Source organism: Puniceibacterium confluentis (assembly GCF_007923445.1).
Lineage (GTDB): Bacteria > Pseudomonadota > Alphaproteobacteria > Rhodobacterales > Rhodobacteraceae > Puniceibacterium > Puniceibacterium confluentis.
In genome coordinates this window covers 1-19691 of the sequence record NZ_VOJI01000022.1, presented here as the reverse complement: position 1 = coordinate 19691, position 19691 = coordinate 1, and the positions used below count along the sequence as shown (strand labels likewise).

At 63.3% G+C, this 19691-nt stretch carries 24 protein-coding genes and 1 tRNA gene; 8 read left to right on the top strand and 17 right to left on the bottom strand.

Annotated elements, in window-relative coordinates:
* Window positions 1-48: 48 nt before the first annotated feature.
* On the bottom strand, window positions 49-732 hold the full coding sequence (locus FOY53_RS18455; protein ID WP_146591622.1) for a fumarylacetoacetate hydrolase family protein: 684 nt from the start codon (window positions 730-732) through the stop codon (window positions 49-51).
* A gap of 164 nt (window positions 733-896) precedes the next feature.
* Here FOY53_RS18455 and FOY53_RS18450 point away from each other — a divergent pair, with 164 nt between their 5' ends.
* From FOY53_RS18450 to FOY53_RS18430, 5 genes are all read left to right on the top strand, one after another.
* Window positions 897-1589, top strand: coding sequence for a FadR/GntR family transcriptional regulator (locus tag FOY53_RS18450; protein ID WP_146591620.1), 693 nt, complete (start codon window positions 897-899; stop codon window positions 1587-1589).
* Window positions 1590-1675: 86 nt separating this feature from the next.
* Complete coding sequence (locus FOY53_RS18445; protein ID WP_222435288.1) at window positions 1676-2647, top strand: ABC transporter substrate-binding protein; 972 nt, start codon at window positions 1676-1678, stop codon at window positions 2645-2647.
* A gap of 85 nt (window positions 2648-2732) precedes the next feature.
* A complete protein-coding gene (locus FOY53_RS18440; RefSeq protein WP_222435287.1) occupies window positions 2733-3476 on the top strand; it encodes an ABC transporter permease in 744 nt (247 codons plus the stop codon).
* The gene (locus FOY53_RS18435) at window positions 3463-4263 is read left to right on the top strand and encodes an ABC transporter ATP-binding protein (RefSeq protein ID WP_146591616.1); all 801 of its coding nucleotides are present in this window, start codon (window positions 3463-3465) and stop codon (window positions 4261-4263) included. Before FOY53_RS18440 ends, FOY53_RS18435 begins: the two co-directional genes overlap by 14 nt.
* A 9-nt stretch (window positions 4264-4272) precedes the next feature.
* Entirely contained in the window at window positions 4273-5025 is a 753-nt protein-coding gene (locus FOY53_RS18430; RefSeq protein WP_146591614.1) for an ABC transporter permease, read from the top strand.
* A 40-nt stretch (window positions 5026-5065) separates the two neighbouring features.
* Here FOY53_RS18430 and FOY53_RS18425 read toward each other — a convergent pair whose 3' ends face one another.
* The 14 genes from FOY53_RS18425 to iscR form a co-directional block, all read right to left on the bottom strand.
* The gene (locus FOY53_RS18425; protein ID WP_146591612.1) at window positions 5066-5764 is read right to left on the bottom strand and encodes a hypothetical protein; all 699 of its coding nucleotides are present in this window, start codon (window positions 5762-5764) and stop codon (window positions 5066-5068) included.
* Between the two features lie 176 nt (window positions 5765-5940).
* A tRNA-Arg gene (locus FOY53_RS18420) sits at window positions 5941-6017 on the bottom strand.
* 199 nt (window positions 6018-6216) lie between these two features.
* Window positions 6217-7437: a cysteine desulfurase gene (locus FOY53_RS18415; RefSeq protein ID WP_146591610.1), complete on the bottom strand. Its 1221-nt coding sequence runs from the start codon at window positions 7435-7437 to the stop codon at window positions 6217-6219.
* The gene (locus FOY53_RS18410) at window positions 7430-8020 is read right to left on the bottom strand and encodes a YIP1 family protein (RefSeq protein WP_146591608.1); all 591 of its coding nucleotides are present in this window, start codon (window positions 8018-8020) and stop codon (window positions 7430-7432) included. Before FOY53_RS18410 ends, FOY53_RS18415 begins: the two co-directional genes overlap by 8 nt.
* The gene (locus tag FOY53_RS18405; protein WP_146591606.1) at window positions 8017-8511 is read right to left on the bottom strand and encodes a YIP1 family protein; all 495 of its coding nucleotides are present in this window, start codon (window positions 8509-8511) and stop codon (window positions 8017-8019) included. The genes FOY53_RS18410 and FOY53_RS18405 overlap by 4 nt, the downstream gene beginning before the upstream one ends.
* A gap of 7 nt (window positions 8512-8518) precedes the next feature.
* Window positions 8519-9799, bottom strand: a complete 1281-nt coding sequence (locus FOY53_RS18400; protein ID WP_146591604.1) for a SufB/SufD family protein — start codon at window positions 9797-9799, stop codon at window positions 8519-8521.
* The gene (sufC, locus tag FOY53_RS18395; protein ID WP_146591602.1) at window positions 9799-10554 is read right to left on the bottom strand and encodes a Fe-S cluster assembly ATPase SufC; all 756 of its coding nucleotides are present in this window, start codon (window positions 10552-10554) and stop codon (window positions 9799-9801) included. Before sufC ends, FOY53_RS18400 begins: the two co-directional genes overlap by 1 nt.
* A 32-nt stretch (window positions 10555-10586) precedes the next feature.
* Window positions 10587-11186 carry a hypothetical protein gene (locus FOY53_RS18390; protein WP_186766662.1) on the bottom strand — a complete coding sequence of 200 codons (600 nt, stop codon included), beginning with the start codon at window positions 11184-11186 and terminating at the stop codon, window positions 10587-10589.
* Window positions 11186-11500, bottom strand: a complete 315-nt coding sequence (locus FOY53_RS18385; protein WP_146591600.1) for a heavy metal-binding domain-containing protein — start codon at window positions 11498-11500, stop codon at window positions 11186-11188. Before FOY53_RS18385 ends, FOY53_RS18390 begins: the two co-directional genes overlap by 1 nt.
* The gene (locus FOY53_RS18380) at window positions 11497-11697 is read right to left on the bottom strand and encodes a hypothetical protein (protein WP_146591598.1); all 201 of its coding nucleotides are present in this window, start codon (window positions 11695-11697) and stop codon (window positions 11497-11499) included. Before FOY53_RS18380 ends, FOY53_RS18385 begins: the two co-directional genes overlap by 4 nt.
* Before the next feature lie 10 nt (window positions 11698-11707).
* Window positions 11708-11884: a hypothetical protein gene (locus FOY53_RS23200; protein WP_186766661.1), complete on the bottom strand. Its 177-nt coding sequence runs from the start codon at window positions 11882-11884 to the stop codon at window positions 11708-11710.
* 30 nt (window positions 11885-11914) lie between these two features.
* Window positions 11915-13468 (bottom strand): Fe-S cluster assembly protein SufB, encoded by a 1554-nt coding sequence (gene sufB / locus FOY53_RS18375; protein ID WP_146591596.1) that lies wholly within the window; start codon window positions 13466-13468, stop codon window positions 11915-11917.
* Window positions 13469-13516: 48 nt separating this feature from the next.
* The gene (locus tag FOY53_RS18370; protein WP_146591595.1) at window positions 13517-14560 is read right to left on the bottom strand and encodes a cysteine desulfurase family protein; all 1044 of its coding nucleotides are present in this window, start codon (window positions 14558-14560) and stop codon (window positions 13517-13519) included.
* A 97-nt stretch (window positions 14561-14657) separates the two neighbouring features.
* Complete coding sequence (gene iscR / locus FOY53_RS18365; RefSeq protein ID WP_146591593.1) at window positions 14658-15119, bottom strand: Fe-S cluster assembly transcriptional regulator IscR; 462 nt, start codon at window positions 15117-15119, stop codon at window positions 14658-14660.
* 193 nt (window positions 15120-15312) lie between these two features.
* On the opposite strand from iscR, the gene FOY53_RS18360 reads away from it, so the two are divergent.
* Genes FOY53_RS18360 through FOY53_RS18350 form a run of 3 tightly spaced genes read left to right on the top strand, consistent with a single transcriptional unit; the run spans window position 15313 to window position 16812 of the window.
* Window positions 15313-15966: an alpha/beta hydrolase gene (locus FOY53_RS18360; RefSeq protein WP_146591591.1), complete on the top strand. Its 654-nt coding sequence runs from the start codon at window positions 15313-15315 to the stop codon at window positions 15964-15966.
* Between the two features lie 28 nt (window positions 15967-15994).
* On the top strand, window positions 15995-16225 hold the full coding sequence (locus tag FOY53_RS18355) for a hypothetical protein (protein ID WP_146591589.1): 231 nt from the start codon (window positions 15995-15997) through the stop codon (window positions 16223-16225).
* The gene (locus tag FOY53_RS18350) at window positions 16225-16812 is read left to right on the top strand and encodes an HD domain-containing protein (protein ID WP_146591587.1); all 588 of its coding nucleotides are present in this window, start codon (window positions 16225-16227) and stop codon (window positions 16810-16812) included. Before FOY53_RS18355 ends, FOY53_RS18350 begins: the two co-directional genes overlap by 1 nt.
* Window positions 16813-17355: 543 nt before the next feature.
* On the opposite strand, the gene FOY53_RS18345 is transcribed toward FOY53_RS18350, so the two are convergent.
* Window positions 17356-17931 carry a DUF924 family protein gene (locus FOY53_RS18345; RefSeq protein ID WP_146591585.1) on the bottom strand — a complete coding sequence of 192 codons (576 nt, stop codon included), beginning with the start codon at window positions 17929-17931 and terminating at the stop codon, window positions 17356-17358.
* Window positions 17932-18054: 123 nt separating this feature from the next.
* Window positions 18055-19323 (bottom strand): MFS transporter, encoded by a 1269-nt coding sequence (locus FOY53_RS18340; RefSeq protein ID WP_146591583.1) that lies wholly within the window; start codon window positions 19321-19323, stop codon window positions 18055-18057.
* Window positions 19324-19691 lie beyond the last annotated feature (368 nt).

Here is a 19691-nt window from a genome sequence, read left to right as displayed (position 1 = left end):
CGGGCGATTTCCGTCGTTGCTCCCGGCGGGGCGGTTCACTGCACCGGATTATACAACCTTGACCGAGAGATCGTTCAGTCCGGCGATCGAGACAAGCATTTCGTCCCCGCGCGCCACGGGACCCACACCCGACGGAGTACCGGACATGATGACATCGCCAGCCGCCAGTTCGAAAAAGTCGGAGAGATAGGAAATCATTTCGGGAACCTTCCAGATCATCTGGTTCATGTCCCCTTCCTGCCGCACCTCGCCGTTGATCTTCAGCGCGACCCGGCCGGTGTCCAGATGCCCGACATCCGCAACCGACTGGAGCGGCCCGACCGGGGCCGAGCGCTCGAACGCCTTGCCGATTTCCCAGGGGCGTCCCATTTTCTTGGCCACGCCCTGAAGGTCGCGCCGGGTCATGTCCAGTGCAGGCGCATACCCCCAGACGTGGTCCAGCGCATCTTCGACCTTGATGTTCGTGCCACCGGATTTCAGCGCCACCAGCAATTCGATCTCGTGGTGCACGTCGTCGCTTTGATCCGGGTACGGAAACGATCCGCTGGAATCCAGGTTGTCCGGGTTCTTCTGAAAGAAAAACGGCGACTCGCGATCCGGGTCATGCCCCATCTCGACGGCATGGGCGGCGTAATTCCGACCAATGCAATAAACGCGGCGCACAGGGAACGCACCGCCCCCGGCGACGGGAATCGATGCGACAGGGGGCGTTGGTATAACAAAATCAGACACTTATATCCTCCCAGAGTTATCTTTACAGCAACTTGATAGCCGGGCTCTCGCGACAGATCAATCCCAACCAATCCGATTTTGGTTGATATACATGGTTCGATCAGCAATGATTTTCACAGTTGCCTTGGAATCAGGCCGAAATTGATCAACCATTGGGAGTGACGATGCTCCAGTCGAACAAGCCTTTGAAAGCCACGCAGTCCATCAAGCGGGTCCGCAGCTTTATTGTCGATGGCGGGTATGAGGCCGGCGACCGCCTGCCCGCCGAGCGCGAGCTGACCGAGCGCCTCTCGCTGACCCGGACGGAACTGCGCAAGGCCCTTGACGCACTCGAGCGTGAAGGCGCACTCTGGCGGCGTGTTGGCAAAGGCACCTTCGTGTCAGACGGTGCTCATGGGGACGAGCCTGCGGACACCATAATCGAGCTCGGCCGCAAGCTGACCCCGTTCCGGATGATGCGCGCGCGCCTGGTCATTGAACCGGCTATTGCCCGCGAGGCCGCGGTAAACGCTTCGGGCGAACACATCCGGCTGATGCAGGCCGCAATGGCGCGTGCCCGTGCCGCGACAACCTGGGCTGAATACGAAGAACAGGACGATCTGCTGCACCACCATATCGCCCGGGCGAGCGACAACCTGCTGCTCGTGTCGCTGTTCGAACAACTCAATCTGGTGCGCCGCGCGGTGTCCTGGGGAACTGTGGTGCGGGCCTCGACCCGCCCTGCACCGTCGCACACCAGCTTTGCGGAACACGATGCCATTGCAACGGCCATATCAGAGCGCAACCCCGAGGCCGCCTACGAGGCAATGCGCACCCATTTGCGGTCCGTTTCGGACCGCCTGTTTGCAGACGTTTGAAACACCACGACAACGACCGGGGACAATAACAAAAAACCCATACCCCGGCACACTTGCAAAGACCAATGTTCAACGGGAGGAGAACCATGAAACACTTTGTCAAACACCTGGCCTCGACCATGCTGGCCGCACCGCTGGTCCTGGCGATGGCGGTCACGGCCCAGGCCGAAACCCTCAAGATCGCGCTGGCGGAAACCCCGTCCGACGAGCTGGCCGCGTTCTTTGTGGCGCTCGACCGGGCCAAGGCCAACGGACTGGACTACGAATGGACCGCGTTTTCCGACGAGGAACTGGCGATCCAGGCCATTCTGAGCGGCCAGATGGATATCGGGTTCGGCACGCCCTACTCGGCCATGCAAAGGTCGCGCGCACCGCTGCGCATCATCTTTCAGCTCTCGAAACTGAAGTTCTTCCCTGTGGCTGTCGAGAAATACACCGACCTCAAGCAGCTGGACGGACAGCCGATCATGCTGCATTCGCGCGGCGGTGGCACGGATTCGATTGCCAACGTGATCGAAGAACGGGTCGGGATCAAATTCGGCGACCGCTCCTATGTGCCCGGGTCGGCAAACCGGGTGGTGGCGATGCTCGCCGGTCAGGCCGAGGCCACGATCCTGGACCTGTCCAACAAGAACAAGATCATCGCTGAAGCCGATGACCGCTTCAATGTGCTGCCGATGTTCGACGTCGACGCCAGCGACGAGGCGCTGTTTGCCAACCTCGACTGGATCAAGGCCAACAGCGAACAGGTTGACATCCTTGTCGCGGCGCTGCTCAGCGTCTGGCGCGACATGGCCGAGGACCCGACGATCATCAGCCGGGAAACCAATCCGGACGGCCCCATAGGCCAGTTGCCGGCTGAAATTCTGGCCGAACTGGACGGGTTCTACACCGAAGCGGTCGAAGGCGGGCTCTATGATCCCAATGGCGGCGGGCGCAAGGCGGCCATGGCCGATCTTGAATGGTACACGGCGGCCGGCCAGCTGGATGGCAACCCGGCGGACATGAACATCGAAGACTTCTGGTATCTCGCGCCGCTCGACGCCGCGACCCAGTAATCACCAGTGCTCACCGGCCGCGCCCTGCGGCCGGTGAGCCCCGGGATCACTCATTCAGAGAGCCGATATGACAAACCGATCCTTGATGTTGAAACTCCTGTCCGCGTTTCTGGTGTTCGGTGCCTGGGAAATCGCGGGTCGGATACCGATCAGCTATGCCTTTCCGACCTTTGTTGAATCCATGGCCGCGCTGGCGCGCATGACCTTTGACGGCAGCATTTTCCATGCCTATGGCGAAACCCTGAAGCCGCTGATCGTCGGAGTGGCAATCTCGACCGTGCTGGGCATCGGGCTGGGTCTCTGGATCGGCCTGAGCGAACGGTTCGAGTGGCTGTTCTCACCGATCTTCATCGTCATGCAGGCCGCGCCGCTGGCGGCCCTGATCCCGCTGCTGGTGATGGCCTACGGCATCGGCCTGACGTCAAAGGTGTTCGTGGTCTGCATCATGGCAATGCCGGTGATCGTCCTGAGCACCAGCAGTGCCGTGCGCAACACGCCTGCGTCGCTCAAGGAGATGGCGACATCCTTCCTTGCCAGGGATCACCACGTTCTGCTGAAAATCGTCATTCCCGCCGCCTCTCCGGTGATCTTTTCCGGGCTGCGGCTGGGGGTGTCGGCGGGGTTTATCGGTGCCATTCTGGCCGAGCTGAAAATCACCCCGACCGGAGTGGGCGACATCATCACCTACAGCCGTTCGATCGCCGACTATCCCAGCATGTATGCTGCGATCTTCTCCATCATCGTGCTCGCGGTTCTGTTCCTGAACCTGCTCGAGAAAATCGAAAACCTGCTCTTCAAAGGAAATGATCGTGGTTATGTCACAGACTAACAAAGCCTTTTCGGATGCCCGGCCGCTGGATCAGGAAATCGCCGTCTCCGTGCGCGGTGTCTCAAAGAATTACGGGTCGGTTGTCGCGCTCAAGGATATGACACTGGAATTCCCGCGCGGGCAGCTCACCTCGCTGCTCGGGCCTTCGGGCTGCGGCAAGACCACCCTGCTCAAGATCATTGCCGGACTGCTGAAGCCCGACTCGGGGGAGATCATCGTCAACGGCAAACCCGTGGTGGGCCCCGGCCCGAACCGATCCTTCGTGTTCCAGGATTTTGCGCTGCTGCCCTGGGCCAACGTGATGCGCAACGTGGCCTTTGGCCTGGAATTGCGCGGCGTCGCCAAGTCCGAGCGCGAGGCCAAGGCGGCAAAGTACATCAAGGATGTCGGCCTTGGCGGTTTTGAAAAGGCCTACCCGCACGAACTCTCGGGCGGGATGCGCCAGCGCGTCGGCCTCGCCCGCGCCCTGGCCGTGGATTCCAGGGTTCTGCTGCTGGACGAGCCGTTCTCGGCGGTCGACGAACAGACCCGCCGCAAGTTTCAGGAAGACCTGCTCGCGCTGGTGGCCAACGAGAACAAGACCTTCATCTTTGTGACCCATTCGATCGAAGAGGCGGTCTATGTCTCGGACCAGATCGCCATCCTGCTGCCGCGTCCCAGCCGGGTTTCGGAAATCATCCGCCCGACCAGTTTCCGTTCGAAAGGTGTCGAGAACATCCGCCGCGACCCGGAATATCTCGACATCGTCGATGAAATCTGGGCGTCGCTGCGCAGCTACGTCGAATAGGAGAGCACCATGTGGATCAAGGGATACAAGCTGCCCGCGATGTCGTCGCTGCTGATCTGGGGGCTGCTGTGGGAAATCATCGGCCAGCTCGACCTCACGTTCTTCGTGCCGCCACTGTCCAATGTTTTTGCGACCCTGTTCGTGATCATCGGCTCTCCGGCATTCCTGAACGCCCTTTGGGAAACCGCCCAGGCCTTTCTGGCCGGGGTGTTCTTTTCCATCGTCATCGGCATCCCCGTCGGGATCTTCATGGGGCGCAGCCGCCTGCTCGACGAGCTGCTGTTGCCTTGGGTCAACATCTTTGTCAGCGCGCCATTGACCGCGCTGGTGCCGGTGTTGATGGTGCTGTTCGGCTTTGGCATGAAGTCGATCATCATCACGACCACCCTGTTCGGGATCTGGATCATCATCCTCAACACCCGCGCCGGCGTGCGCCAGATCAACCGGTCCCTCGTCGAAATGGCGACAAGCTTTGGCGCATCGCCGCTGGATGCCTTTGCCAAGGTGTATTTCTGGGCCGCCTTGCCGGAAATCCTCGGCGGCGTGCGCATCGGGGTGATCCGGGCGGTCAAGGGCGTGATCATCGGCCAGTTGCTGATCTCGATCGTCGGGTTCGGCGCATTGTTTGAACTCTACGCGTCCAACTTCCTGATGAGCCATTTCTGGGCCGTGCTCATCGTGCTCTTCGCCCTGGCCTTTTCGATCTCGGAATTCCTCGGATACCTGGAACGGAAGGTGTCCTACTACGCGGCAAGCCGCTGAGGCAAAGGCGCGGTCCGGCGAGGTCGGCGGCGGTCGGTGCTCAGCGCAGCATTTGCAGGCGGAAGGGACCGGTCTTCAGGTCGATTTCCGCCAGCGAGACCTTGCCGTCCGGCCCCGAGACATAGGTAAGGTCCATGCCGAGCCTGGTGATCCGGATCGGCGACAGATGCCCCGGACCGGCGATCACCCGGTACGTGCCGTGGCAGGTCCGGCGGGGCCCGTTGACGTCCGACGACGTGAAGGAAATCTCGACAACCCGCCGACCATCATAATAGCGCAACGCTTCGGGACAGGTGCCGGCCGACACGATGCGGTCCAGCGCCATCGCCGGGTCGATCACCCCGGCGGGGACCTTTTCGGGGTTGGACAGCGCTGTCCGTTCGCCCGGCGGCGCGACATCGGTCTGAACCACCCGGCCATTTTCCAGCAGAAACGAAATCACCCGGTTCTTGCGGCCGGTGGCGCTGTGGCTTTCATACTGCTGCACAGCGCGCCCTTCCGCGGTCTGCGCGGGCTGCGACACGCTCTGAAACTTGCCGTCAGCCAGCCCCAGCGGCGTGTTGTCCAGAAGCGCAAGAAGGCTGCCCTGAAACCCGGTGCTGCGCCCGTTTGACCGCAGATCGAGCCTGCCCATGTCGCGGCCATCGAGCAGCAGCCGAAAGCTGGCGGATTCCGCCAGGCCGGAGGTCGCAGACCCCAGCAGGCACAGGACACCGATGCACACCAGCTTTCGCAACATCATGCTCTCCACATGTTTACCCGAGCGCGACGCGATCCCCCGGCCCTGCCGGACCCATATCACCGATGCAGCAGGATGTGGACAACCCGGTTGCGGTCGCACCGCAGCCAGCCGACCCGGTCCTGGGCCGCGCGCCTCGGCGAGGTGAACATTCGACATAACGGATTGGAAAAGGATGGTGGTCCCGGCGCGATTCGAACGCGCGACCTCTCGCTTCGGAGGCGAGCACTCTATCCAGCTGAGCTACGGGACCATCTGACTTCGGGTGTCTCATAGCAGACCCGAAACGGTCCCGCCATCAACATCCCGATGTATATCTTACCTTTCAACGCTTGCAACCACTGCCTTGCGCCATCTGGCGGTGCGGCCTTGTCCAGCCGGGCCGTGGGTGCCTGAGCGGCGTCATAGGACAAAGTCACAGCGCTCGCAATCAGAAATCTGCCGCGGCGGTGCTAGGCGAACAGCTCGTGCGCCAGCTCCAGCGCGTCGATCAGCACATCGACCTCTTCCAGCGTGTTATATAGCCCGAACGACGCACGGCAGGTGGCAGTCAGCCCGAGGTGATCCATCAGCGGGCCGGCGCAGTGCTGACCGGCACGCACTGCCACCCCCTTTTTATCCAGAATGGTCGAGATGTCGTGCGCATGCGCCGCGCTGTCGAGGGTAAAGGAAAAGATCGCCGCCTTGTCCGGCGTAGTGCCCTGCACCTGCAACCAGTTCAACCCGTCCAGCCGGCTACGGGCATAGTCGCGCAACTTCCCCTCGTGCGCGGCGATATTCTCCATCCCCAGAGCCATCATGTATTCCAGCGCCACACCCAGACCGATGGTCTGCACGATCCCCGGCGTGCCGGCCTCGAACTTCATCGGCGGATCGTTCCAGGTCACCTCGTCCTTGTGGACCTCGCGGATCATATCGCCGCCCCCAAGGAAGGGGCGCATCTGATTCATGCGCTCGCGGCGGATGTAGATCGCACCGGACCCGGAGGGCCCGTACAGCTTGTGGCCCGTTATGGCGTAGAAATCACAGCCGATGTCCGGCACATTCACCGGCATGTGCACGGCGGCCTGCGAGCCGTCGACCAGAACCGGCACCCCCTTGGCACGTGCGCCCTCGCAGATCGCCTTGACGTCCACCACCGTTCCCAGAACGTTGGACACCTGCGTGACGGCCACCAGTCTGGTCCTTGGCCCGATGGCGTCGATCACCGCCTGCGGATCAAGCGCCCCGGTGCTGTCCACATCCACCCATTTCAGCACCACACCCTGCCGTTCGCGCAGGAAATGCCAGGGCACGATGTTGGCGTGGTGTTCCATCACCGACAGCACGATCTCGTCGCCGGGCTGCATCTGCGGCATGGCCCAGCCGTAGGCCACGAGGTTGATGCCTTCGGTGGTGCCGGAGGTAAAGATGATCTCGTCCTCGTCCGCCACCCCCAGAAAACGCGCGATCACGCCACGGGTGGATTCATATTTCTCGGTCGCAAGGTTCGACAGATAGTGCAGCCCGCGATGCACGTTGGAATATTCTTCGGAATAGGCCCGCGTGACCGCATCAATCACTATCTGCGGTTTTTGCGCCGAGGCGCCGTTGTCCAGATAGACCAGAGGCTTGCCGTTCACGCTGCGGCTCAGGATCGGAAAATCCCGGCGGATTTCTGTGACGTCATACATACCCGTTCAGTCCCATTGTCGTGGCCCCAATCAGGGACAGAAAAAGAGCAAGGCCAAGGGCCGTGCCCGTGACCCCCAGCAGCAGCACCAAAAGCGCGCGCAGCGGGCTGGCAAAGTGGTGCGCCTCGTCAAGAAAATGCACCAGGATCCACACCCCCGCCGCCGAGGCCGCGACCACCAGCAGAGCCGCCAGCCCGGTGCTCAGCGGCACAATCACCAGCATCGCGACCTGCACCACCAGGCGCAGTGCCTGCATCCAGATCAGCAACAGGGCAATGTCCTCGATCCGGGCCCTGCCGCCCAGCGCCCGGCCGGTCCAGGTCAGCGCCAGCACCGTGGCCCCCAGTGCGCCGCTCAGGGTGAGCAGAAAGATCACCGGGCTGATCATCACCAGACCCGTCCCCGCCGCAGAGGGCGACAGCAGGGTCGCAGCGCCAAAGACCAGCGCATTCAGCACCACCACCAGGGCAAACCCCAGCAGCAACACCTCGTGGCTGGGCCGCAGCGACAGCAAAAGCCGCGCCACCTCGCGCGGGGCAATGACGCTGTGCCATCCCAGTTGCAGCAGGGCGCCCGGTTTCATGACACCGCTCCGGTCCGGCGCTCGGATGCCAGCAGGCAGCTGATCCAGAACCAGAGGAACACAGCGCACCACAGGATACCGACCAGGGTCAGCGCCGCGCCCTGCCCGACCAGTCCGGCCACCAATCCGTTCAGCAACACCAGCGGCGTCGCTGCCAGCAGGCTCCAGAACAGGGCCAGCCGCGCGCCGTACCAGCTTCCCCTGCCGCCGAAGGCCCTGGCGACCAGATGGCTCAGCGCCGCCAGACCATAGAGCAGCAGCGGCGCAAGAAAGATCCAGCCGAACAGCGCGCCCGCAAGCAACTCGTTCAGTTCGCGGCCCTCAAGGTGCGCCTGCCGTGACAGGGCCGGCCACTGCGCAACAAAGATCAGCCCACAGGCCGCCATGAGGATCGCAAGCGCGCGGTCCTCCCGCGGGCCAGACGCCAGCAGCCGTCGCATGACAGCACCCGGCCCCCGATAGGAGGCCGCAATATCACGGGTGACCGGCATCCCGTCCTCAGCTGCGCCGCCGAAGGAGCCAACCCTCGATCCGGGCATTGATCTCGTCCGCGAGCGCCGCGTCCTCGATTTCCATCACCGCCTCGGCCAGAAAGGCGATGGTCAGCAAGTCCGTCGCCTGGCCCTCGGGCACGCCACGCGACCGCAGGTAGAACAACCCCTCTTCGTCGATCGCACCCGAGGTCGAGCCATGCGAGCAGGCCACATCATCGGCATAGATCTCAAGTTCCGGCTTGGCGAGGAACTGGCTGTCCCCGTCCAGCAGGAGACTCTGGCTGATCTGATAGCCGTCGGTCTTCTGCGCGTCCTTCTTGACCAGGATCTTGCCCTGAAAGACGCCGGTTGCGCCGTTGCGCAGCACCTTCTTGAACACCTGACGGCTTTCGCAGTTCACCGCGTCATGGGTGATGAAGATGGTGTCGTCGTGGTGGAAATCGCCGTCGCCGACGCAGGCCCCCGCCACATGGGCGATGGCGTCGTCACCGGTCAGCTCGATGACACAGTCGTTGCGCGTCATCACACCGTTCACGGTCAGCGTGAAGCTCTTGAAGGCGGACTCACTGCCCAGGCGGGCAAAGATATGCGTCGCCGCGCGGCGTTCGTAGTCGCGGCCCTGGGCGCGGACATGGTGGAACCGGGCGGTGTCGGCCACGTCGACCTCCATCACCTTGTTGAACCGCGCCGCCGCCGGGCCGTTTTCCAGCAGCGTCATCTCGGCTCCGGCATCCAGCTTGACCACATGGTGCAGGATCGCGTCCGATGTCTCTGATCCGTGGTGATAGATCAGGTTGACCGGCTTGCTGACCTTGCCGGTGACATGGATCAGCAGACCATCGGTGGCAAAGGCGGTGTTCAGGGCTGCCAGCGGCCGGTTCACCGGTGTCTGGCCATTGGTTTCCAGACGGCCATACAGATCCTTGGCCCAGTGGATGTCGGCGCGACTGGTGGCCAGCCGTTCGATGCTCAGCCCCTCCAGGCTCAGATCATCCGAGGCGTCGGCATCGAACACGCCGTCGACAAAGACCACCTTGAGCCGGTCGATTTCGTCGAAGATCGGTGTCTCCTCGCCCTCAAAGACGGCGGCTTTCGGCGTCTCGACCTGGGTCAGGCTGTCGGGGCGGGTATATTTCCAGTATTCGTCCCGCCGCGTCGGCAGGCCCATCAGACGCAGCCGCGTCAGGGCGTCCGCGCGCGGGCCGTCGCTCCAGCCGCCCGTGGGCAGCGTCAGCGCGGCGATGCGGTCTTCGGTCAGATCCCGTTTTGCTTGCGGCAGGGCCATTACGCCTCCTCCGTCACGATGTCTGCATACCCGTTGTTCTCGACCTCGAGCGCCAGCTCGGGGCCACCGGTCTTGACGATGCGGCCATCGGACATGATGTGCACGACGTCCGGCTGGATGTGGTCCAGCAGGCGCTGGTAGTGGGTGATCACCAGGAACCCGCGCCCTTCCGAGCGCAGCGCGTTCACGCCGTCGGCGACCAGCTTCATCGCATCCACGTCCAGACCGGAGTCGGTCTCGTCCAGGATGCACATCTTGGGTTCCAGCATCGCCATCTGGAGAATTTCGTTGCGCTTCTTCTCGCCGCCGGAAAAACCGACGTTGACCGGGCGCTTCAGCATCTCGGCGTCGATCTTCAGATCCTTGGCACGGGCGCGGATCTCCTTGAGGAATTCGGTCGACGACATCTCTTCTTCGCCACGCGCCTTGCGCTGGGCGTTCACCGCCGTGCGCAGGAAGGTCATGTTGCCGACGCCCGGGATTTCAACCGGGTACTGGAACGCCAGGAACAGGCCGGCAGCGGCGCGCTCTTCCGGTTCCATGTCCAGAAGATCCTCGCCCAACAGCGTGGCGGACCCCTCGGTCACCTCATAGCCCTCGCGGCCCGACAGCACATAGGACAGGGTCGATTTGCCCGAACCGTTCGGACCCATGATCGCATGCACCTTGCCGGCCTCGACCGTCAGGTTGACACCCTTGAGGATCTGCTTGTCCTCTTCTTCAAGTTTCACGTGCAGGTTTTTGATTTCCAACATGTTTCGTCCTCTTTCAGTCCTTGGTCGCGCGCTCAGGGGCGCACCGTCAATTGCATGATCCGCAGCAACCGCTTCGGCGGTATGGCTTGCGGGGTGATCTCGAATCTGGCCATGCGGCCAGTGATTTCCGGCTGGCCAAGGAACTCCTCGACCTGATGATATTGCTGGCGTCCGACGTAGTCGTCGAACAGCAGCGTCAGCGGACGTTCCGCCAGAAAGGCCGCCGCCAAAGCGCAGCCTTCGCGGAACCGCCCGTCGACCAGCACCACGTCCGGGTGGCGAAAGTCCTTGAGCTGCCAGACTTGCAGCGGGTAGCGCGAATAGCGGCGCCATTCGCTGTCATCCACCGGGCGTCCCCAGTCCTTGGTCGGGCCGACATCGGACCAGATGATATCAACCTCGGTGCCCGGCGCGGGCGGGTTGGACGCCAGCCAGTCGCGCATCATCTGCGCCCAGTCCGGATCGGATTCCACCGAGAACACGGTCTTGCCCGGCATCTCCGACGCCAGAACCGTGGACCCGCCGCTGCCATATTCGAGGATGACATCCGCCCGCGCATAAGACGCGCGCAACAGCGCGGCCTCAGGCTCGGGCAGGGTCAGCTCGGGGCGCTGCAGGGCCATCTGTGACATCAGTCGATCACCACCGCAGTGCCCGAGACAGAAACCATCAGCATGGATTCGCCAACCACTTCATAGTCGATATCCACCCCGACCACCGCATTGGCGCCCTTGGCCGCTGCCCGTTGCTCGAGCTCGCGCATGGCGGTGTCGCGGGCATCCTGCAGCTTGGATTCATAGGCGCCCGAGCGGCCCCCGACGATATCCGTGATCGAGGCAAAGAAATCACGCACGAAGTTGGCGCCCATGATCGCTTCGCCGACCACGATGCCCTTGTAGGCCGTGATCCGGTGCCCTTCCAGTGTGGGCGTCGTCGTCAGGATCATCGTTCCATCCCCAGGTATGTCACCACCATCATCACAGCCAGCCCGAGAAGCCCCGCCGCCAGCGCCGTCAGCGGCACGGACCCCGCCAGCAGACCTTCGGTCCTGCCCTTGCGACTGCGGATCCCGAGACCGATCAGCGATCCCAGAAAAATCCCCATGCCGACACCCGCCGACTTGACCAGCAGATACTCTAACATATGCGGTCCCTCACTTGCGGCCCCGGGTCACGATCTGCGCGAACAGATTGCCGCAAAACCCTGAAACAAAAGAGATTCCCGTCACCGTGAGCAGACCCTTCATGCCCACCGCAAAATCCACCGCCACCGCGAAACCGGCGCAGAACACCCCGGTCAGCAGGGCCGGAAGCAACAGCAGTCTGGTCATCGGGCCCCCTTTCCGTCCTGTCCCGGCGTCCTAGCCGACCGAACCTTCCAGCGAAATCGCCACCAGCGCCTGCGCCTCCATGGCGAACTCCATCGGCAGCGCCTGCAACACCTCCTTGGCAAAGCCGTTCACGATCAGGGCCACGGCCTCTTCCTCGCCGATGCCGCGCTGGCGGCAATAGAACATCTGGTCGTCATCCACCTTGGATGTCGTCGCCTCGTGTTCGACCCGGCTCGAATTGTTGCGCACCTCGATGTAGGGCACCGTATGCGCCCCGCACTTGTCGCCGATCAGCAGGCTGTCGCACTGGGTGTAGTTGCGGCTGTCCTTTGCCTTGGGGTGCATCGACACCAGCCCGCGATAGGTGTTCTGCGCCACGCCGGCGCTGATCCCCTTGGAGACGATGCGCGACTTGGTGCGCTTGCCCAGATGCACCATCTTGGTGCCGGTGTCGGCCTGCTGGTGGTTGTTGGTGATGGCGATGGAATAGAACTCGCCCTGGCTGTCGTCGCCGCGCAGGATGCAGGACGGATATTTCCAGGTCACGGCAGAACCGGTTTCCACCTGCGTCCACATCACCTTGGCCCGGTCACCGCGGCAGTCGGCACGCTTGGTGACAAAGTTGTAGATGCCGCCCTTGCCGTTCTCGTCGCCGGGATACCAGTTCTGCACCGTGGAATATTTAACCTCGGCGTCTTCCTCGATGATGATCTCGACCACTGCGGCGTGCAGCTGGCTGATGTCGCGCTGCGGCGCGGTGCAGCCTTCGAGATAGGACACGTAAGAGCCCTTGTCAGCGATGATCAGCGTGCGCTCGAACTGGCCGGTGTTCTCGGCGTTGATGCGGAAATAGGTCGACAGCTCCATCGGGCAGCGCACGCCCGGCGGGATGTAGACAAACGAGCCATCCGAGAAGACGGCCGAGTTCAGCGTCGCATAGAAGTTGTCCTGCACCGGCACCACGGTGCCAAGGTACTTCTTCACCAGCTCCGGGTGTTCCTTGATCGCCTCGGAGATCGAGCAAAAAATGACTCCGGCCTTCTTCAACTCCTTCTGAAAGGTGGTGCCGACCGAGACGGAATCAAACACCGCGTCCACCGCGACCTTCCGTTCGGGCACCTTGCCGTCCGCAGGCGCGGCATCGGCGCCTTCGACGCCGGCCAGAACCATCTGCTCTTTCAGCGGGATCCCCAGCTTCTTGTATGTTTCCAGCAGCTTGGGATCCACATCATCCAGCGACTTGGGCTTTTCCGCCATGCTCTTGGGGCGGGCGTAGTAATACTGATCCTGAAAGTCGATCTCGGGATAGTCGACCATCGCCCAGTTCGGCTCTTTCATTTGCAGCCAGCGATTGTAGGCGCCCATGCGCCATTCGGTCATCCACTCCGGCTCGCCGTTCTTTTCGGAAATCAGCTTGACGATGTCCGGCGTCAGCCCCTTGGGGGCATAGTCCATCTCGATCTCGGTGTTCCAGCCGTACTTGTACTTGCCGCCGACCTGCTGAACCTTGTCGACCGTTTCCTGGTCGACGCCATCCTTGACGGTGACACCGCTGTCGCGTGTCGGATTGTCCAAAGCTGCCATGTCAGACCCTTCTTTCATATGTCTTGCGCTCTTTGCGCCTGTTCTGTGTCACGCGGCCCGCGCGCGGAATTTCTCGTAGTGGCGCAGCCAGTTCTCGGCAAAGCGCAGCACGTCCGTCTCTGTCGTCTGCGGCCCGAGACTAACGCGGATCGCACCGCTCGCCGTGGCCGCGTCATAGCCCATCGCCTGAAGCACGCGGCTGGCACGCACCTTGCCGCTGGAACAGGCGCTGCCCGCGCTGATCGCAAAGCCCGCCAGATCCATCTGCATCACCTGCGTCTCGCCCTTCCAGCCCGGCACGGCAAGGCAGCAGGTGTTCGGCAGCCGGGGCGCCGTATTCCCGACAAAAATAGTATCTCCGGCAGAAGCCTCAATGGTCTTTTCTAGAATATTTCTAAGTTCGGCAACCCCGTCCCAGACTCCGGCGTCCAGATCGCGGGCCGCCGCCTGCGCTGCGGCGCCAAAACCGGCGATTCCGATGACATTCTCGGTGCCGGACCGCCGTCCCATCTCCTGCCCGCCGCCGCGAATCTGCGCCGACAGCTCTGTTCCGCGCCGCAGCACCAGCGCACCGATCCCCTTGGGACCACCCAGCTTGTGCGCCGAAATCAGCGCCATCTCGCACCCGGCCCAGTTGAAGGCAAACGGCACCTTGCCGAAAACCTGCGTCGCGTCGACCACCGCCAGCCCCGGCGGCAGATCCTGCACCACCCCGGTTTCGGAATTCGCCGCCTGCAGGACCGAGCGTTCGGCCTCGGCCACTGTCACCTTGCCATCACGCGCCACCGGCAACACTGCATCGACCCAGGCCACGACCGCATCGTGTTCGATGTCCGCCCCCAGCAACCCGCGCCCGGCACAGGCCAGGGCCGCCGCCTCGGTCGCGCCGGACAGGAACACCACATCCGCCCCCTCTGCGCCAAAGGCGGCGGCGACCTGCGCGCGCGCCGTCTCGACCAGCGATTTGGCCGCACGCCCTTCGGCATGCACAGACGACGGGTTGCCCAGAAGGTCCATGGCCGCAACCATTGCGGCCCGCGCCTCGGCCCGCAGCGGCGCCGTTGCATTCCAGTCGAGATACACCCTGTTCACAGCACCCCCACCGTCTCTGGAGGCAAAACATCCCGGGGAGTGCGAGGGGCTGGCCCCTCACTCCGGCGCCGGTCAGGCGATGCGACGGCGAAAAGGCTCATGTCTCGTCCACCACCGCAAACAGGTTCGGCACCGCCGGGCACGGCGCCAGGGCATTCTCGACCACATCCGACAGCCGGGTCTGGTGCAGGAACACATAGACATGGGCCGACAGCCCCTGCCACAACCGATTGCTCAGCGACTGTGCCCGGCTGCCCGACAGACCACCCGAGGCCCCGGCCCCCTGGTGCATCGCATTCACGGTCTCGTCCACCGCCGCGAGAATGTCGACCACACGGATCTGCTGGGTTGGCCGCGACAGCCGATACCCGCCACCCGGCCCGCGCACCGAAGCCACCAGCTCCGCGCGCCGCAATTTCACAAACAGCTGCTCCAGATAGGGCAACGAGATGTCCTGGCGCCGCGAGATGTCGCTGAGCGTCACCAGGGCCCCGTCCGGCTGCAGCGCGATATCCACCAGTGCCGCCATCGCATATCGTCCCTTGGTACTCAGCTTCACCGCAACACCTCATTGATCCCTGAAAACCATGGCGCAAACCCACGCCAGGCGAACCGACCGATTGACCTTGATCGCATCTGAGCCTATCTGCCTCAGATGCGCATCCCGGAGCAATCCGGATTTAGAACCGTTCTAAGGTGCTTGAGAGAATTCGTCAAGAATTCCCGGCACCGTTAAGGAGCTTGCCCGCCCCATGCCCGAGGTCATCTTTCCCGGACCCGAAGGCCGCCTTGAAGGCCGCTATCACCCGCAAAAAGACCGCGACGCCCCGATCGCCATCGTGTTGCACCCGCACCCGCAGTTCGGCGGGACGATGAACAACAAGGTCGTCTACAACCTGCATTACGCCTTCTACAACATGGGCTTTACGGTGCTGCGGTTCAATTTCCGCGGCGTCGGGCGCAGCCAGGGCGAATACGACCAGGGTGTCGGCGAGTTGTCCGATGCCGCCTCGGCGCTCGACTACCTGCAATCGATGAACAACAATTCCAAGCATTGCTGGGTTGCGGGTTTCTCCTTCGGTGCCTGGATCGGCATGCAGCTGCTGATGCGCCGCCCCGAGATCACCGGCTTTGTTTCGGTCAGCCCGCCTGCGAACATGTATGACTTTTCCTTCCTGGCGCCCTGCCCGGCCTCGGGTCTGATCATCAACGGCACCAACGACCGCGTGGCCCCGCCCGCGGACACCCGTTCGCTGGTCGGCAAGCTCAAGGAACAGAAGGGCATCACCATCACCCATGACCAGATCGACGGCTCGGGGCACTTCTTCGAAGAGCCGCACATGGGCACGATGATCGGCACGGTGACGGACTATGTGAAACGCCGCCTGACCGAATCGACCCGCTGACCCGGAAACCGCTGAAAGGGATTGCTGCATGTCCATCGTGACGGAGATTGCCGAAGAACTGGCCAAGGACACTCTGGCGGCCATGGACAAGACCGGCGAAGACCGCCTGTTCATTCAGGTGGCCAAAGAGCTTGCCGCCTCCTCGACCACGCTCGAGGAGGCCTTCCTGACGGCCATCCGTGTGCGCATGGCCGCCCGGCGCGGCCGCGCCTTTCTCGAACGCTTCAACGCAACCGGAGAGCAGGGCGACCGCGACTGATGTCGGCTGACGACCGGATCACTGCCCAGATGGCCTTTCTGAGCGAAGCGGACAGGCTGAAGTCCGTGCTGCGGGCCACCACGCTTGGCGACGGCTCCCGCCAAGAGAATTCCGCCGAACACAGCTGGCACGTCGCACTCTATGCGCTGGTGCTGGGCGAACATGCCCCCGAAGGGGTGGACGTGTCCCGGGTGATCAGGATGCTGCTGTTGCACGATCTGGTCGAGATCGATGCCGGTGACGCGCCGATCTTCGGCACGCATGACGCCGCGGCCCTGGCAGCGCGCGAGGCGGAGGCCGCAACCCGATTGTTCGGTCTGCTTCCCGGCGACCAGGGCACAGACCTGCGCGCGCTCTGGGACGAGTTCGAGGCCAATGCCACGCCGGATGCCCGCTTTGCCAAGTCGCTCGACCGGTATCAGGCGCCGAACCAGAACCTTGCAGCGGGCGGCGGTTCCTGGCTGAGCTACAACGTCGGCTATGACACGGTGCTGTCGCGGGTCGGATCGAAGATCGCCGACGGCGCCCCGGTTCTGTGGAACTGGCTGCAGCCACGGGTGGCGGCGTTTTTCGACCGACTGCACTGAGCCTGCGACCGAAGTGGGGGCCAGCCCCCACACCCCCGGAGTATTGGCAAAGAGCAGAAATCACCGCATCCGGCACACCGGCGCGACTAGTGCCCGCAGCGGCTTGCAGGCGTCGCCACTGGTTCCAGTGAGCGCTTCCGGCGCGACTGGGAGCGATGGGTGGGCAGAACTGCGGCCGGGCGCTGCGCTTTTATTTTCTGCGGCGGACATCGCTCTGGAGAGCCGGGGATGCCTGCCGCGTCGAGCAGCGGGACAGTTGCTTTCCGGTTGCGGGAAGGTCTGGGTGTCGGCGGTAGCGCCAGCTGGCAGACGTTCCGCTCTCCCGTTGCAAGGGCGGACCGAAAGAGGCGCGGATTTCGCTGTCTGCACCTGACGGCAAGCGGCCCGCGATCAACGCCCCGGAGTGGCTGCGGGCATCGGCGGGGTTCCCGGCCCATGCAGGCGGTCGCGGGTTACCTGCCGGGAGGTGCGTGCAAAACGCGACCCGGGGAAAACGCGCCCCCGGGTCCGTTCAAGTCGGTGCATGGCCGGAGTCGACCGGCGTCAGGCCGATTCCTGCAGTTCGCGGAGCGTGCGACCATAGCCGCCCGAGGCGACATAGGCCTGTTCATTGCGGGTGAGACCGCGCGACAGGGCTTCGTTGCGGGTCGGGAATCGGCCGAACTGGCGGATCACCTCGCGGTGCGCGCGGGCGTGCAGCAGATTGCCGGCACCGGACCCGGGCATCCGTTCATGCATGAGCCGGATGCAGCGGTCCTGATCACACAGGTTCTCGGAATGCATCAGCGGCATGTAGAAGAACTGACGTGCCGGTTCGTCGATCCGCAGGTCCCACCCGCGCCCGATGGCCTGCTTTGCCGCCGCCAAAGCGATCCGGTCCGACGCAAAGCTCCGGCTCGTGCCGCGGAACATGTTGCGGGAAAACTGGTCGGTCAGGATGACATAGGCCAGCGCCCCGCTGGGATAGGTCAGCCAGAGGCCGAAACGCCCTTCCATCGCGTTGGTCCAGGTTTCTTCGAACCGCGCGCGCACCTCGGCGTCCAGATCAGGATCGCTCTTGTACCATCCGCTCTGGCCAACCTCGTCAAGCCAGAACTTCAAAACGTCTTCGGGTGTCACTTCGGACCTCCTCTTTCACCACTTTCGGCTGTCGTCTCAAGGACGTTACATAAGGTTAAGTTGTGTTGCACAGTAACTTTTCATGTCAGATCGTCACAGCGTTGCCCTGCAGCCACGGCGCGCTCAGGCCGCGGCGTCACGCTCCTCTTCCGCGGCCTCGGCCTGTTCGATCGCGATCTCCTGGGCCACCGCCATGGCCACCGGCGAACCGGTTGGCGACAGCGGCGACATCGCACCGGTCATGTCGGCGGAGGGCGCCGGTCGACGGGTCATCCGGTAGAGCGCATAGAGCGTCAGTGACAGCATCAGCGCCGCGATGAGGATGAAGTATCCCGACGGCCCCACGTGCTGCATCACCCAGCCGGTGATCAGCGGCCCCGAGATGGCGCCCAGGCCGTTGATGAACAGCAACCCTGCCGATGCGCTGGCCATGTCTTCGGTGGCAAGGAAGTCGTTGGTATAGGCCGCCAGCAGGGAATACAGCGGGTTCGAGGCGCCTCCGATCAGAAAGGCGGCCGCGAGCAGGACATAGTAATTGCTGGCCGAGAATACCGCGACGGTTGCCGCGATCCCGCCCGCCGCAGCGACGACGGTCACCAGCCGGCGCCGGTCCATGCGGTCCGACAGGTACCCCAACGGGTATTGCAGCACCATGGCGCCGATATAGAACGAGGACACGAACAGCGAGATCTGCCCCAGGCTCAGCCCGGCCAGCGTGCCGTAGACCGCCGACATGCCGAACTGGGCGGCGAACACGCCCCCCAGCAGGAACATGCCGACGCACCCCAGCGGCGAAGTGTGGTAGAGCTGAATCAGGCTCATGCCCTTGGTCGTCTCGAAGGCCGGGGTCGGGCTGATCGACAGCAGGATCGGCGCAAAGGCGATCGACACCAGCACCGACGGGACCACGAACAGCAGGAACCCGCTGGGGTCCGGGATCAGCAGCAGACCCTGTGCGGCAATGATGCCGACCGTCTGCACGATCATGTAGAGCGACAGCGCCTGGCCGCGGTTCTCGTTGCTGGCCGAATTGTTCAGCCAGCTTTCCGCGGTCACATAGACGCCGCAGAAACAAAAGCCGATGGCGACGCGGCCAAGGGCCCAGACCCAGGGATTGGGCCAGGCCGGGTACAGGATGATGATGGCCGAGATGAATGATCCGAGGGCTGCGAACACCCGCACATGGCCGACACGCCGGATCATCCCCGGTGTCATGCGGGACGCGAACAGGAAACCGGCGAAGTAGGCCGACATCACGACTGACATTTCGAAGGCGGAAAACCCTGCCGCACCGCCACGCACCCCCAGAAGAGACCCCTGAAGTCCATTGCCCAGCATCAGCAGCAACATACCCAGCAGCAACGCCCAGGAGCTTCTCAGAACTTGCAGCATGATGCTCTCCAGTAACTGTGCGCGGGCTTCGCGGTGATCCTAGAATCGGGACGGGCGGAAAACCTGTCCCTTAGCGACATTGCCGCGCCTCTTCACGCCTGTGCCCCGTCAAGTCAATGGCTTGGCGCCCGTTGCCGGCCAAGGGTGGCGGACTGCCGCCGTCCCGTGACCCGCCGCGCGCGCGTTGCCGCCAGGGCATGTGCCCATTCCGTCCGACACCAGCACGTCGCGGACTGATTTGAGGATCTGAACACAAGAGGATCTCCGGTTCAACCAATCCTCCGAGGCGCTTGACCTTCCCCCGCGGTTAGGGCCGGTTTGATCTGGAATCTTCCGGTTGGGTTTGAGTGTTGAGCGGCAGCGTGGAG

Excerpts from the sequence above, each read along its gene's own strand:
- FOY53_RS18450 (WP_146591620.1), top strand. The coding sequence starts at position 897 with ATGCTCCAGTCGAACAAGCCTTTGAAAGCCACGCAGTCCATCAAGCGG.
- FOY53_RS18445 (WP_222435288.1), top strand. The coding sequence starts at position 1,676 with ATGAAACACTTTGTCAAACACCTGGCCTCGACCATGCTGGCCGCACCG.
- FOY53_RS18440 (WP_222435287.1), top strand. The coding sequence starts at position 2,733 with ATGTTGAAACTCCTGTCCGCGTTTCTGGTGTTCGGTGCCTGGGAAATC.
- FOY53_RS18435 (WP_146591616.1), top strand. The coding sequence starts at position 3,463 with ATGTCACAGACTAACAAAGCCTTTTCGGATGCCCGGCCGCTGGATCAG.
- FOY53_RS18430 (WP_146591614.1), top strand. The coding sequence starts at position 4,273 with ATGTGGATCAAGGGATACAAGCTGCCCGCGATGTCGTCGCTGCTGATC.
- FOY53_RS18425 (WP_146591612.1), bottom strand. The coding sequence starts at position 5,764 with ATGTTGCGAAAGCTGGTGTGCATCGGTGTCCTGTGCCTGCTGGGGTCT.
- FOY53_RS18415 (WP_146591610.1), bottom strand. The coding sequence starts at position 7,437 with ATGTATGACGTCACAGAAATCCGCCGGGATTTTCCGATCCTGAGCCGC.
- FOY53_RS18410 (WP_146591608.1), bottom strand. The coding sequence starts at position 8,020 with ATGAAACCGGGCGCCCTGCTGCAACTGGGATGGCACAGCGTCATTGCC.
- FOY53_RS18405 (WP_146591606.1), bottom strand. The coding sequence starts at position 8,511 with ATGCCGGTCACCCGTGATATTGCGGCCTCCTATCGGGGGCCGGGTGCT.
- FOY53_RS18400 (WP_146591604.1), bottom strand. The coding sequence starts at position 9,799 with ATGGCCCTGCCGCAAGCAAAACGGGATCTGACCGAAGACCGCATCGCC.
- sufC (WP_146591602.1), bottom strand. The coding sequence starts at position 10,554 with ATGTTGGAAATCAAAAACCTGCACGTGAAACTTGAAGAAGAGGACAAG.
- FOY53_RS18390 (WP_186766662.1), bottom strand. The coding sequence starts at position 11,186 with ATGTCACAGATGGCCCTGCAGCGCCCCGAGCTGACCCTGCCCGAGCCT.
- FOY53_RS18385 (WP_146591600.1), bottom strand. The coding sequence starts at position 11,500 with ATGATCCTGACGACGACGCCCACACTGGAAGGGCACCGGATCACGGCC.
- FOY53_RS18380 (WP_146591598.1), bottom strand. The coding sequence starts at position 11,697 with ATGTTAGAGTATCTGCTGGTCAAGTCGGCGGGTGTCGGCATGGGGATT.
- FOY53_RS23200 (WP_186766661.1), bottom strand. The coding sequence starts at position 11,884 with ATGACCAGACTGCTGTTGCTTCCGGCCCTGCTGACCGGGGTGTTCTGC.
- sufB (WP_146591596.1), bottom strand. The coding sequence starts at position 13,468 with ATGGCAGCTTTGGACAATCCGACACGCGACAGCGGTGTCACCGTCAAG.
- FOY53_RS18360 (WP_146591591.1), top strand. The coding sequence starts at position 15,313 with ATGCCCGAGGTCATCTTTCCCGGACCCGAAGGCCGCCTTGAAGGCCGC.
- FOY53_RS18355 (WP_146591589.1), top strand. The coding sequence starts at position 15,995 with ATGTCCATCGTGACGGAGATTGCCGAAGAACTGGCCAAGGACACTCTG.
- FOY53_RS18350 (WP_146591587.1), top strand. The coding sequence starts at position 16,225 with ATGTCGGCTGACGACCGGATCACTGCCCAGATGGCCTTTCTGAGCGAA.
- FOY53_RS18340 (WP_146591583.1), bottom strand. The coding sequence starts at position 19,323 with ATGCTGCAAGTTCTGAGAAGCTCCTGGGCGTTGCTGCTGGGTATGTTG.